The sequence below is a fragment of the Vannielia litorea genome, assembly GCF_018424695.1.
Taxonomy (GTDB): domain Bacteria; phylum Pseudomonadota; class Alphaproteobacteria; order Rhodobacterales; family Rhodobacteraceae; genus Vannielia; species Vannielia litorea_A.
This window is the reverse complement of record NZ_QTNQ01000046.1, coordinates 1-13,615: the sequence shown is the minus strand read 5'-3', so window position 1 is coordinate 13,615 and position 13,615 is coordinate 1. Positions and strand designations below refer to the sequence as shown.

Sequence of the window (13,615 nt, the reverse complement as noted above, 5' to 3'; positions counted from 1 at the left end):
CTGCCACCTCCGCCCTTCCCATCTCAACAAAGGCCCACGCCATGCCCGACACGCTCACCTTCACCCCCGAGGACGACCCGGACGGCGTTACCGCCACCTTCGATCCCTATTCGGCCTGGTCGCTACGCTACGCACTAGATTTCGACCTGACCGCGACCGAAGACCGCGATGACCCTCAGGACTTTCGCTACATGTTCACGGTCGACACCATGCAGGCCGGTGACATCGAAGACCTGCCAGAGCCCTTCCGGATAGAGGGTGAGACCGATGTTGTCCTGCTCACCAGGTCCGTCAACATCGATGGAAACACTGAGAGTGCGCAGGGCACCTTCCAGTCCATCGCGCCCTTCGATCCGGTGGAGAACAGCTTCAGCCAGCTCGCTCCGGCTGAAGGCGGCACGAAGCGGCTGGCGGTGGCGCAGGATCTCGATGCAGAGGCCGAAATTGCCGCGGCCGAGGAAGAGGAGGCCGAAGACCAGGCCCGTAGGGCGTCACGCGATACGCTCCGCTTCCGTGCGCCCCTGCGGAAGATCTCCCTGCCCGCCGATGCACCGCGCACCATGGAATACACGGCACAGGGCCTGCCCGAAGCGACGACCACAATCGTTGGGGTCATCGACGATGGGATCAACCCGCTCCACAGCGCCTTCCGCGAGGCAGCCGGTGGCACGCGGGTGGATTTTGCATGGGTGCAGGATGCCGCCGCCCCTACGGGCAGCACGACCGTGCCTTTTGGCCGGGAGCTGACCAAGGCCGAGATCGACGGCGCGCTTGCAGCGGGGCCAAAACCCGAGATCGACCGCCTCGCGGCGCTCGGCCTTGGCGATTTCACCCGCGCGGGCGTGCACACCGTGGCCCAGCGATTGAGCCACGGCACCCACGTGGCCTCGCTTGCGGGTGGCGATGGGCCGGATCATCTGCGAATCCTCACTGTCCAGCTGCCTGCTGCGGTGACAATGGCCACCTCCGGCGCCTTCATGTCGCCCTTCGTGCTGGCGGGTGCCGCGCATATTCTCGACCGCGCCTGGATCATGTCGCTGGCCGAGGGCTTCCCGATCCCGGTGGTCATCAACTTCTCCTATTCGCTCTCGGGCGGCCCCCACAACGGGCTGCATTTTCTGGAGCGCGCCATCGACACTCTGGTACAGGCGCACATCGAGCGACTGGCGCGACAGTTTCCAACCAAGCCCGGCCGGGCCGAGGTGGAGGTGGTCCTGCCCTCGGGCAATCGCCTTCTCGCACGGGGCCACGCCGAAACAACGGGCGGCGCAGAGGGGCGCACGGTCAAGACTGCGCTCACGCTGCCCTGGCGGGTGCAGCCAGGCGACGAAAGCTCCAATTTTCTGGAAATCTGGATGCCGCGCACGGCGGCGGGCGTGGAACTCTGGCTGACTCCGCCCGGCGGCACGTCCACCCGCGTCACCGGCCTCAGCGCCAACCAGGCGGTGGTGATCCACCCCGCCAGCGACCCGACCGCCGTGATCGGACGGATCTCGCTTGACCGGCAGAAGGGGCAAAAAATTTTTGATGGGATCGCCCGCAAGAAGCGCGTGCTGATTGCGCTGGCACCTTCCTGCATGCCCGCCTCTGTGACCCGTCAGCCCGCACCCTCGGGCCTGTGGCAGGTGGAGCTGCGCGCGCGGGTATCGGAGGGCGAGCATATCGAAGCGTGGATCCAGCGCGACGATGCCCCGCTTGGCTACCGCAGGCAGGGGCGACAAAGCTATTTCGATGACCCGGCCCACCAAAGGTGGGATGCGATGGGCGGTGTCGCGGTTTACGATAGCGGCCCGTCGATGGTCACCCGCATCGGCAGCCTCAACGGTATCGCCACCGGGCGGGCCAGCAAGGTCGTCGGCCCCAGCATGACGCGCTCCGATCGGCTGAGCACTGGCTTTGCTGCCCTTGGCGACCTGCCCGGCGCTCCGGGCTACGCGCCGCTCACAGCCCAGCCAGGCCGCTCGGCGGCCCTTTACGCTGCAGCCGCCGCGCCGCACATGCGGCAGCCGGATGCCTCGGCAGAGGGCGATCGCTCCCTGGCCTGCCCTGGCGTGATCGGCGCGGGCGCGGCCTCAGGCAGCCGGATGCCGATGAACGGAAGCTCCGTTGCCGCGCCGCAGTACGCCCGTTATCTCGCAGACAGGTTCCTCGGCCTCTCCCCACCGGGGCCGGCGCTCTGGCCCGGCGGGGCGGAAGCCGACCACATTTCGAGGCTCGGACCTCGCGCCTTGCCGCCCCAGACGAGTGGTGTGTCTGGGCAGCGATAGCCACAAGTGGAAGGATCGGCCCGGGCGCGGAAGCTCGGGCCAGTTGAAGGACTGTTACGTTGAAGATCTGTCTCGCCAATGGAGACGTCGGCCCACGCCCCGACACCGATAGCGCACCCGACGATGCGCTTCACCCGGGCTATTTCTTTCCCGATGCGGCATTCGAGGAACGCCTCGGGCTCAACCAGCGGCTGACCCGGCTCGGAGAGGCCATGGACAACGAAGAGCTGGCCGCCAGTGGCACCCTGCCAGAGGCCCTGGGCCTCGTTCCCCTGGCCGCACAGGCCGCGCTCTGCTTTGCGACGACAGAGCGATCCCGCGTCGTGCCCCCGGATTTCTCCAGTGACGTGTTGCTGCCGTTCGATCGCGAAACGATGACGAGGTACCTCGTGCAGGCCCATGCCCTGGCTCCGCGGCCCGACCCGGTGCTGCCCAGGCCCGCTGCCCGTTTGGGCGAGGCGCTTGCCGCCCTGCCGGATCCGGCCAAGGCGCTGCAATGGCTGCTGCTCAACCGCCTGTTGCCGCTGCTCTGCGACGCGCCCATGCTCGCCGCGGTGCGCGAGGACGGGGCACCTCTCTTTACCGGCACACCGGGAGGGCCGGTGCTGCCGCTGGAGTTCGGTGTGGCCCTGCTTTCCGCCGCGCCGTTCCGGCAGCCGTCCTCCCGGCACCTGGCCCTGAACTACTGGTTCAACATCCCGACTGCGCAGGGCGTTCTGACCGCCTTGCGCCAGGCTGACGCGCCGCGCGCGAGCCGGTTTCCCATGCTGCCCCGGCTGGAAAGGGCCGACCTGAACCGGGGCCAGGCGGGCGCCGTTCTGGTGGAGCATGACCTGCACAAGCGCACCCCGCTCTGGTTTTACCTTTGGCGGGAGAAGGCGTTGCTGGCGACAGGCGGGCGGCTTGGCCCGCTCGGTGCCCGCCTGCTGGCAGAAGGGATCGTGGGGTTGGTCTCGCATGCGGGCAACACCGAGATGGCCCGCATGCCAGATGCCCCCCCGCCGACCGGAACGCTCGAGGCCTGGGAAGCCACGATGGCTTAGGGCTCGCGGAAGGCCTCGCTCGCCTTGTTGAGCGGCTTCGTCAGGTAGCTGAGAATTGTCTTCTCGCCAGTGTGCAGCTCGACCTCGGCAACCAACCCTGGTCGCATCTCAATGACAGCTTGCCGCGCGGTGCGGGCGGCCTCGTCGATCTTCAACACCACCTTGTAGTGAGCCTGTGCGTCCGGGCGACGTTCGTCCTTGAAGGTGTCGGCGGACACGAAATGCACTTCGCCCTTCATTGCGCCGTAGATGGTGTAGTCATAGGCCGAGAGCTTGATGGTCGCAGGCTGGCCGGGTCGGACAGTTGCAATGTCACGCGGCTTCACCTGTGCCTCCACGAAGAGTTCATCGCCCAGCGGCACGATCTGCAAGATCTCCTCTCCGGGACGCACCACGCCGCCAATGGTGCTGACGCTTATTTTGTTGACGATCCCTTTCATCGGCGAGCGAATTTCCGTCCGAGCAAGCTGGTCGGCACTGATGCGAAGTTGTTGCCGCAGGCTGGCCAGTTCCTTGAGCACTTCGGCATATTCGTCGGCGCGGCGCAGTTCGGCCTGGCTCACCACCTCGTCATGGCGGGCGCGGGCATCCGATGCGGCCTTCCGGGTGCGCGTGACCTCGATGAGCGCAACCACCTTCTGCTCCAGCATCCGCTCCATCAGCCGGTTCTCTTCTTCTGCCTGTTCCATCACGGCGCGGGCCCCATCGGCGCGGGCGGCGTAATCGGCCTGCCGGGCGGCCAGTAATGCACGTTCGGAGGCCACGATCTCGGGGCTGCGGGCGGCAAGCTCATCCGGCACGGCAAAGTCGAAGAGCCCGCCCAGTTCCGCCTCCAGCCGCAGGCGGCGAATTTCCAGCGCGGTGATCTTGTCGCGAATGTCATCGACATTGGTCTGGAAGCCGGTCCCCTGAAGCCGGGCCAGCACGTCGCCCGGCGCCACTTCGTCGCCCTCTGTCACGGCCAGTTCGGCCAGAATACCACCCTCGAGGTTCTGGATGATCTGGGGGCGCGAGGCGGAGACCAGCTCTGCCGGGGCGCGCACGATCTCGTCGACCTTCGCAAAGCCCGCCCAGAGCAAAAATACGATCACGGAGGCCACGACCGTCCAGATCAGGCGCGATGGACGGTTCAGACGTGTTTCCAGTTGGGCGTCAAAGCCCGTGCCTCCTGAGGGGCGGGGTGCGCTCCACACGCTCATGCGACGCCTCCCAGCGGCTTCCGTTTGGCCGCGCCGGTGGCCTTGAGATGAGCAAGCACCTCGTCACGGCTGCCATCCACGGCGACCCGCCCCTGCTGCAACACGAGGATGCGGGACGCGAGGCCCAGGATCGGGAGCCGATGCGTGGCGATCACCGCCGTGCGCCCTTTAAGCCATTCCGAAAGCCGCGCGACGAGCTGCGCCTCCAGTGCTTGGTCAAAGGCCGCCGTGGGTTCGTCGAGCAGCAGCACGCCCGGGTCTTGCAGCCAGAGCCGCGCCCAGCCCACGCCCTGCCGCTGCCCCGTGCTCAGCCCTTCGCCGCCATCGCGAATGTCGAGGTCCAGCCCCTTGGGGTGGGCACGGACGAACTGGCCCAGCCCGGCGAAGTCGAGCGCGGCGAGCAGGCGATCATCATCGCGCTCGAGCAAATGCATGTTGAGGTTGTCGCGCAGCGTGCCCGCCACCAGCCGCACATCCTGCGCGAGGTAACCGATGCCGCGCCGCAGGTCGGCCGGGGCGATCTGGCCGATGTCGGTGCCATCCAGGATGACCCGCCCCTCGCTGGGCGCATAGAGCCCGGTGAGCAGTTTCATGAGAGTCGACTTGCCCGAACCGTTCGAGCCAAGCACCGCCAGCGTGTCACCTGCCTTCACCTGCAAAGCCGAGATATCGAGCACCGGCGCGCTTTCCTCATCATAGGCAAACCGTGTGCCGAGCAGGCTGTAGCTGCCTTTCAGGCGCTCCCGACGCAGATACGTGCGGCCCTCGGCCTCGTCCTGTTGCGCCTCGGCCACGGCATCGAGCCCGGCAAGCGCGTTCTTCACATTCGACCAGCGCGACATGGTGGCAGCCAGCTGGCTGAGGGGGGCGAGCGTGCGGCTTGTCAAAATACCAACGGCAATGATCGTGCCCACGGTGAACTCCCCAGAGAACACGAGGAAGGTGCCCATCACGACGGCGGCCACATAGGTTGCCTGCTGCACCCCCTGGCTCCAGAAAGTGAGTGCCGCCGAAAGCCTGCGCTGCTCGCCGGACTTGAGGGAACTCAGCGCGTTCAGCTCGTCCCAGGCCCGCATCAGCCGGTCTTCGCCGCGCTGCGCCTTGATCGTGTCGAGCTCGTAAATCGCCTCGTGCAGCACCCGGCCCGCCTTGACGTTGGCACCCTGCGTCTCTTGCGTGAGTTGAATCATTCGCCGTTGGAGGAAGTACCCCGGCAAAACCATCAGAAAGCCGCCCAGGATCAGCACCCAAACCACCGGCCCGGCTATGGCGGCGACCAGAAGCAGGAAGAGGCCGATGAAAGGCAGATCGGTCAGCGTGCCGATTGTCCCGGCGGTGAAGAACTCGCGCACGGAGCCGAACTCGCGCATGGTGGCGAAAAGCTCGGAGGGCGATCGCGCGCGCGTATCGGAGCGCATCCCCAGCACCCGGCTCATCAGCAGCCGCTGGACGGAAAGCTCGATGCTTCGTCCGCCGCCGTCCATCAGCCGCGCGCGGGCGAGCTTGAGGAGCCCCTCGAGCATGATCGCAAGCCCCGCCCCCAGCGCCAGCACCCAGAGGGTGGCCATGCTCTGGTGCGGGATCACCCGGTCATACACCTGGAGGGAAAACAGGGCGACCGAAACGGCAAGCAGGTTGGCGACAAGTGAACCGATGGCGATTTCGGCGATATGGCGGCGAAAGCGGGGGAACTCGCCCCAGAACCAATGCGGCTTTTTCACACCGGTATTGTGGTTGGCGGCCACCTCCGCCAGGGGCACCTCGGCCACCAGCACCTTGCCCGCGTAGTGGGGGAAAAATTCGGCGAGCGGCACGACCGCGCGCCTGTCGGCGCCGGTTTCATCGTAAATTGTCAGCTCTTCGCCTTGCTGCGAGAGCACCAGCACCAACTGGCCATGGCTCATCTGGGCGATGGCAGGCCATGTGGCGGGCTCCAGTTCTGCCTTCCGACGTATCGCCACGAGCAGGCCCGCATGGCTCAAGGCGCCTGCAAGAGCCTCCACCGTCACCGGGCGGTCAGCGCCGCCGCTGCGCGAAATGCCCTCTGCGAGGTCTCGCCCCAGTACCGTCTTGCCCAGAACGCCGACATAGGTGGCGGCCAGCTCTGCGCGAGCCTTGAGCTGCGCCGAGTTGCCCTGCGGCGCAGCCTGCGGCGCGGGTGCGGCCACCGGCTCAACTCGACCAACGGCCCGCTCGCCCGCGACGACACCGCGAATGCCCGCCCGGCTCATCTTCAGTTTCAGCGAGGTGCGCGGCGCGCCATTCATATGCGGTTCCCGTCCACCAGCACGCCCAGCTCCGCGGCAATCTTGAGCTGGGTCAACGCTGCACGATGGGTCAGGGCGATGCGTTTCGTTTCGGCGTCGAGCCAGGTCTCGAAGGTGCTGACCACATCGAGCACCTTGCGCTGGCCGCCGTCATACTGCTGCTCGAATATCTCGTAGGTGCGGCGAGCCTGAGCCGCGAGCCGTGCCTGCTCTGCGGCTTGCCGCTCGGTCGCACCCAATTCCTGGCGAAGGCTTGCGAGGCGGCGGGCGCTTTCTTCCTGCGCTTGCCCCAACTTGGCCTCTGCGCCCTCTTCGGCGGCTTTGATCGCCCGAATCCGCGCGCCCGTTCCAAAACCCAACCCGTTCTCGGACCCGACGTTCACGGCGCCGCCGCCATTGCTTAGATCCGCCTGCGCACTGACGCCGGGCAGGTAGCCCGCCCGCTCAACCGTTGCCTGCGCCACCAGCCGCGCCTTGTCGGCCTCAGCCTTCAGGACGCCAAGTGCCTTCTGCCCGGCCCCGGGCTGGCTGACGGCGCCCAGGCCTCGCACGTCATGCAAAGGACTTGCAGACATGGCGTTCAGCTCCGCCAACGCCGTTGAAGCCGCCTCAAACCCCGCATGTCCAGCAGCCTCAACCTCGGACCGTTTCTGGCGCATCACTGCCAACTCGGAACGGTCCGAGACCCCGCCGTTCACCCGTTGCTCAATCACCCACTCGAAGTGCCGCATCCGCTCCAGCCCATCGGCTGCCAAAGCCGTTTCGGCCCGGCCCTGTTCGGCCGCGATATAGAGCGACAGGGCGGTGAGCACCCGCGCGTTGGTATCTTCGGCCAACACAACAGCGGCGTGCTCGACGTCGGCGGCCGCGAAGGCCCGCTCCGCCTTCTTCCGCCCACCCTGCCAGATCACCTGATCGAGGACGATGGAGCTGACGATATCGCCCAGCGAGGTCAGGGAGACACTCGGGCCAATTGTGGGGAGCCAGTTCTTCTCGGCGGCAACAGCGCGCAGCTTTGCGGCGCGCAGTTCAGCCTCGGCGGCACGGGCATTGGCCTTCAGAACCGCATCGGCGACGCGGCCATAGGCGCTGCCCGGCACGATCACGGAGCGGCGGCGCAGCAGATCGGCAATCACCACGCTTTCGGAGGCCTCCGCCTGCCCCAGCACGGGCGCGGCCTGATCCGTCGCCGCGCGCGAGGCCGCATCGCCACCGCCCAGGCAGCCCGACAGCAGCGCCAAAAAGGCACAGCTCATCACTATGGTTCCGCTCGCGGGGCGCATCACGCCTCCTGTCCCTGCCTCTGCCCGGGCGGCACCTCTCAGTGGGCGCCGTCCCGGAAACCTCTTCCCCTCGCTGACGGGATCACACCAGCGCCGGGTTCACCTGAATGTCGTGGTCGATGACAAGCGTGCCCTCGCCCAGGGTGTACACGTCGTAGCTTTCGCCTTCGATCACCCGGGTTTCGCCCGTGGCCGTCGCACCCGCGGCAAAGATCATGTCGTCGTCGCCACCGTGGATCACCAGCTCATTGGTGAAGCCGGAAAGCCCTGCCAGCTGCTCAGGGGTAATCGTCAGCTCGGCCTCGGAGGCAAACTGGAGGTCCACCGCCTGAATGTCGAATTGGGTCAGGCCCGGGTTGGCGAGGTTCACGACCGAATTGCCCGGGTCTTCCATCACGAAGAGCGTGCCCGCATGGTTGCCCGCCGCATCGGTGGAGGTGACAACGAGGTTGGAACCGGTAGGGATCGCCTCGTTGAAGTCGAAGATCACCTCGCCCCATTCCTCGTCGATCTCGAGGTCGTAGGCCACCGGTGTGACGTTGCCCGTGGCGTCGATCTGCGGAACTTCGATGATGTCTTCATTCTGATCCACGCCGATCTCGCGCACCCCGGTCCCTCCCTGGCGGAAGCTGAGGATCACCGGCGCATCGGGGTTCTCGGTGTCTACCGTCACATCGGAAGTTTCTGTGCGGGTATTGCCAGCCACATCCGTTGCCATCACCGTGGCCGCAGCGGTGTATTCTCCGGTCGGAATCTCGCCTGCGGCAAAAGCCACCGTCCAGTTGCCTGCCGCATCGACGGCGGCCGCATGGGTTGTGCCCTCGAAGCTGACGATCACGCTGGAGCCGGGCTCCACCGTGCCGGTGAAGGTTACACCATCGGCCTGCTCTTCGGCATTCACGGTGTCGTCGCCCTCGACGGTGCCAATGGTCAGTGGCTCGACGAAGGTATCCACCTTCACGGAGTCGGTTATCGACGCGATGTTGCCCGCCGGATCGGTCGCCACGGCAGAGATGCTCGCGGTATAGTCGCCTTGCGGGATCTCCTGCGGAGCGAAGGTGGTGGACCAGCTGCCATCGGCCAGAACAACAGCAGTATGCGTGATACCGCCAAGGCTGGCCGTTACCGTCGAGCCAACCTCGACCGTGCCCGAGAGGGTCACGCCCTGCCCCTGCTCCACTCCGTTCACGATGTCATCCACCGCGATGGGGCCATCGAGCGTGAGGTCGATTACGCGATCCACCTCGATCTGCCCTGAAGCCGTCGCCGTGTTGCCCGCAGCGTCCGTCGCGGTGACGGAGACATTCGCCATCGACTCCCCCGCCGGGATCTCGCCGGGCAGATACGCCACCTGCCAGTTACCCGCGCCGTCCACCACGGCAGGCCGGGTGACCCCAGCAAAGGTGACCTGAACGCTCGCCCCTGGCTCGCCGGTGCCGGTCAGGATCAGGCCGTCGGCGGCTTCGGCCTGGTTGATGATGCCGTCGCCTTCCACCTGGGTGTTGACGGTCACGCCGGTTTCGGTGTCGATCGACAGCGTATCGGTGGCCTGGCTGCTGTTGCCCGCCGCATCGGTCGCCGTCACGGTCACCGGTGCCTGATATGTGCCTGGCGGGATCCGCCCGCCTGCAAAAGTCGCGCTCCAGCTCCCATCGGCGGCCACGACGGCGGGCACGGTCACGTTGCCCACTTGGACCTCCACCGTCGAACCCGGTTCGGTCATGCCCGTCAGGGTGACGCCAGTGCCCGCTTCGACTTCGTTCACCACGTCATCGGCGGTCACGGGCGCGCCCGAGATGGTGACCCAGCCCAGCGTATCCACATCCACCGTGGTCGTCGCCATAGATGTGTTGCCCGCGGGCGAGGTCGCCGTGGCGCTGATTGCCATGTCGTATTCCCCGGCCGGAAAGCTCGACGGCGGAAAGGTGACAACCCAGTTGCCGCCCGCGTCCACAACGGCAGGGTAGTTCGCCCCGTTCATGCTGATCATGACGGAAGAGCCCGGCAGCGTGGTGCCGGTGAGCGAAATCGACTGCCCAGCCTCGGTCCCGTTCACCACATCGTCGGCGGTGACAGGGTCGCCCGAAAACTCTACGAAGCCCAGCGTATCCACCACCAGCGGCGCGCCGGTGCTGAACACGTTGCCGGCGCTATCCGTCGCCGTCACGGTAATCTGCGAGGTATAGGCCCCTTCGGCGATCTCACTCGGCGCCAGCGTCAGGCTCCAGCTTCCGGTCGCGCTGACCGTGGCGGCATAGGTCGCATCGCCAATCTGCACTTCGACCACGTTGCCCGGCTGGGTGCTGCCCGTCAGCTGCAAGCCGCCATCGCGGTCCTCGGCATTGATAACGCCGTCAGCGCCCGCAAAGCCCGGGGTGAGCGTCACATTCGTTACCGTGTCCACCGTCCAGCTGCCGCTGGCCGTGGTCACGTTCCCATGGGTATCGGTCGCAGTCGCAACCAGCGTGGCCTCGTATTCGCCACCCGGAAATTCGCCCGGGCCAAAGGTAAGGGTCCAGCTGCCATCGCCAGCCACGGTTGCCGGGTAATCGGCGCCGTCAAAGCTGATAACCACCGTCGAGCCCGGCTGCGTCGTGCCGGTAAAGCTGATGCTGCCCTCGGCCTCGCTGCCGTTGATCGTGTAGTCGCCGCCAAAGGACAGATCGTCAAAGCTGACGCCGCCAACCGTGTCCACCACGATCACATCGCCATAGGTCGCCGAGTTGCCCACCGCATCCACGGCATACACGCTGACATCGGCCTCATATTCGCCTTCGGGCGCGGCATCGGGGCCAAAGGTGACCTCCCATGTGCCGCTCTCTCCCACAACCAGCTCGGCGGCAACGCCGCCCACAGTCACGATAAGCGTCGCGCCCGGCTCGGAGGTGCCGGTGACGGCCACGCCATCGCCGTGGCTGTCACCGTTGAAGAAATCATCGGTGGAGACCACGCCGGAGGTAAATGTCACCTCGGGGGCGACCGTGTCGATCAGCACGTCAGGGCCGGTCAGCACCACCTCGCCGCCGCCCTGATCCTCGGTGGTCACTTCCACCACATAGTCACCGTCCTCGGGAAGCGTGTCGCCGGTGAAGACCACCTCCCATGTGCCATCGTCGCCAACGGTGACCACCTGGGTGACGTCGCCCGCCGTCACCACCACGTCAACACCGGGCACGCCAGTGCCGGTTACCGGAAAGCTCGGATCCGGGTCGTCATCCCCGCCGAGGATCCAGTCACCAGGGTCAACCGTCACGTCGTATGTCGGACCGCCACCACCGCCGCCGCCATCTCCTCCGCCAACACCGGTGATGACGCCGCCCACACCCACCAGCGCAGGCACAACGCCACCCCCCATGCCCCCAAGACCGAACAGCCCGGTGTCGAACTGGGCCGCCATCACTTCCGGCTCATCGTAGTGGATCAGATCGTCAGACGGGCTCCACTTGCCCCAACTCGCCTCCGGCTCATACAACGCATAGAGATCGTCGTCGGCGCCCTGTGTCAGCTCCACCGTGACGAAGTCACCGCCCTTGGAGAAATAAAGCGCGTTCTCGCCGTCAAAGTAACCCGCCAGCCGGATCACCGATCCGTCGTGCAATTCGACAAGCAAATCGTCGCCATCTCGGCTGTAGCCCCGCACGTCGCCAGCCCCGAGGTGAAGAGACACCTGCCGCCCGTCGCCCACGTTGAGCCGCGTGCCGACACCGTCATCTCCGAATGTTCCATGGGAAAGGTTGCCCGCACCATCACGGACCACGAACTCAATCGCCTGCATCGTAACCGCCTCGTTCCGCCCGACATTTTACGCGCCGGTGCAATTATATATTATATGCAAACGCCCCATATTTTGTTGCGGGAGCGCCACTCACTACTCTTGCTGCCAGATATACAGGATGATTCGCAGAATCAAAGCGGAAAATCGCCGATGCAGGTCGAGCAAGAGTCGAACCCGACAAACCACAACTAATCAAGGGCTTGCGCTGCCCGCATGGGCATCCCTTACCCCGCACCACCGACTGGCTGGGCGCATAGCGTCTCATCCGGCACGCGGCCAGCCCGTTTTCACCCGGCACTTCGCGAGGATCGTCAATAGCAGACCGCGCAAAACCGAGGTGCTACCCAAGGGCAGAGCGGACCTTCTCGACGAAGTCGTCACCACGCTTTTCAAAGCTATCGTACTGGTCGAAACTCGCCGCCGCTGGGGCCAGCAGCACCGTTTCGCCGGGCTGCGCTTCGGCGACTGCACGGGCCACGGCGGCCTCCATCGTGTGACAGACTTCCGCCTCCACATCCGACCCGAGCCGCATTGCAAAGCCCTCGGCCTCGCGCCCGATCACATAGGCCTTCACCACGTTCGCCAGCCCGGCACGCAGGCCATCGAGCCCGCCTTCCTTCTCAAGTCCACCACAGATCCACCGGATGGCGCTGAACGCCGAGAGCGCCTTGGCGGCCGAGTCGACGTTCGTGGCCTTGCTGTCATTCACATAGGCAACGCCGCCCGCCTCCGCGATCCGCTGCGAGCGGTGCGGCAGCCCCTCGAAACTTTTGAACGCACGTTCAATTTCTTTCGGTCCCAGGCCGAGAGTTCGGCAGGCAGCGTAAGCCGCGCAGGCGTTCTGATGGTTGTGTGCGCCAGGAAGCCCGGGGATGTTTCGAAGATCCACGGAGCCCACCTGCCGCCCCTTTCGCCACTCGGCGAGGAAGCCCTTGCGCGCAAAGATATTCCAGCCTGCACCGTTCAGCTTGGACGCGGCACTGACGCGGATCACCCTGTCATCGCCCGGCCCCTCCGCCATCTGCCCGGCCAGAAAGAGCCCCTCCGGTTCGTCCACGCCAATCACCGCCCTGTCCGGCCCACCCTCCGCAAAGAGGCGGCGCTTGGCGGCAAAGTAGCCCCCAATGCCACCGTGCCTGTCGAGGTGATCGGGCGTGAGATTGGTGAAAATGGCCACATCCGGCGTCAGCGCACGCGCCAGGTCGGTCTGGTAGCTTGAGAGCTCCAGCACCACCACGCCGCCATCGCCTGCCGGCTCAATATCCAGAACACCTCGCCCGATGTTCCCCGCAAGCTGCGCCTCGCGCCCTGACTCGCTGAGAATGTGGTGGATCAGCGCCGAGGTCGTGCTCTTCCCGTTGGAGCCGGTCACCGCCACAACCTTTGGAGTAACATCGTACCGGTCCCATTCCGGGGTGGCGAAAGACCGGAAAAACAGGCCGATGTCGTTGTCCACGGGCACCCCCGCCGCGTATGCAGCGGCGATGGCCGGATGGGGCGCCGGATAGAGGTGCGGAATGCCCGGCGAGGTCACCAGGCAGGCAACGCCCTCAAAAGCGCCCGGCTTCGTCAAATCGCGCAATACGATGCCTTCGGCCTCCGCCTTCGCCCGGCCCGTCTCGCCATCGTCCCAGCCAATCACCTCGGCCCCGCCCGCAGCCAACGCCCGCGCCGCCGTCAGCCCCGAGCGTCCCAACCCGAGCACCGCCACGACCGCTCCGTCAAACCCACGCACAGGGATCATCGCACTGCCTCCAAAAGCCCTCGCCCCTGCCTACATC

The 13,615-nt window shown here is 66.1% G+C and carries 7 protein-coding genes; 2 read left to right on the top strand and 5 right to left on the bottom strand.

Annotated features, from left to right (window positions below):
- Positions 1–41 precede the first annotated feature (41 nt).
- Positions 42–2,267: a hypothetical protein gene (locus DYI42_RS15030; protein ID WP_213546811.1), complete on the top strand. Its 2,226-nt coding sequence runs from the start codon at positions 42–44 to the stop codon at positions 2,265–2,267.
- Between the two features lie 59 nt (positions 2,268–2,326).
- Positions 2,327–3,310 carry a hypothetical protein gene (locus DYI42_RS15025; RefSeq protein ID WP_213546810.1) on the top strand — a complete coding sequence of 328 codons (984 nt, stop codon included), beginning with the start codon at positions 2,327–2,329 and terminating at the stop codon, positions 3,308–3,310.
- On the opposite strand, the gene DYI42_RS15020 is transcribed toward DYI42_RS15025, so the two are convergent.
- The 5 genes from DYI42_RS15020 to murD form a co-directional block, all read right to left on the bottom strand.
- Positions 3,307–4,509, bottom strand: a complete 1,203-nt coding sequence (locus DYI42_RS15020) for an HlyD family efflux transporter periplasmic adaptor subunit (RefSeq protein WP_213546809.1) — start codon at positions 4,507–4,509, stop codon at positions 3,307–3,309. The genes DYI42_RS15025 and DYI42_RS15020 overlap by 4 nt on opposite strands.
- The gene (locus DYI42_RS15015; RefSeq protein WP_244867950.1) at positions 4,506–6,776 is read right to left on the bottom strand and encodes an ATP-binding cassette domain-containing protein; all 2,271 of its coding nucleotides are present in this window, start codon (positions 6,774–6,776) and stop codon (positions 4,506–4,508) included. Before DYI42_RS15015 ends, DYI42_RS15020 begins: the two co-directional genes overlap by 4 nt.
- Entirely contained in the window at positions 6,773–8,032 is a 1,260-nt protein-coding gene (locus tag DYI42_RS15010; RefSeq protein WP_213546808.1) for a TolC family protein, read from the bottom strand. The genes DYI42_RS15015 and DYI42_RS15010 overlap by 4 nt, the downstream gene beginning before the upstream one ends.
- Before the next feature lie 109 nt (positions 8,033–8,141).
- Positions 8,142–11,834, bottom strand: a complete 3,693-nt coding sequence (locus tag DYI42_RS15005; protein ID WP_213546807.1) for an Ig-like domain-containing protein — start codon at positions 11,832–11,834, stop codon at positions 8,142–8,144.
- A 340-nt stretch (positions 11,835–12,174) separates the two neighbouring features.
- Complete coding sequence (murD, locus tag DYI42_RS15000; RefSeq protein WP_213546806.1) at positions 12,175–13,578, bottom strand: UDP-N-acetylmuramoyl-L-alanine--D-glutamate ligase; 1,404 nt, start codon at positions 13,576–13,578, stop codon at positions 12,175–12,177.
- Positions 13,579–13,615: the final 37 nt, after the last annotated feature.

What these genes read in the sequence shown, in the direction of transcription:
- DYI42_RS15005 (WP_213546807.1), bottom strand. Translation starts at nt 11,834, where the DNA reads ATGCAGGCGATTGAGTTCGTGGTCCGTGATGGTGCGGGCAACCTTTCC.
- murD (WP_213546806.1), bottom strand. Translation starts at nt 13,578, where the DNA reads ATGATCCCTGTGCGTGGGTTTGACGGAGCGGTCGTGGCGGTGCTCGGG.
- DYI42_RS15030 (WP_213546811.1), top strand. Translation starts at nt 42, where the DNA reads ATGCCCGACACGCTCACCTTCACCCCCGAGGACGACCCGGACGGCGTT.
- DYI42_RS15020 (WP_213546809.1), bottom strand. Translation starts at nt 4,509, where the DNA reads ATGAGCGTGTGGAGCGCACCCCGCCCCTCAGGAGGCACGGGCTTTGAC.
- DYI42_RS15015 (WP_244867950.1), bottom strand. Translation starts at nt 6,776, where the DNA reads ATGAATGGCGCGCCGCGCACCTCGCTGAAACTGAAGATGAGCCGGGCG.
- DYI42_RS15010 (WP_213546808.1), bottom strand. Translation starts at nt 8,032, where the DNA reads ATGAGCTGTGCCTTTTTGGCGCTGCTGTCGGGCTGCCTGGGCGGTGGC.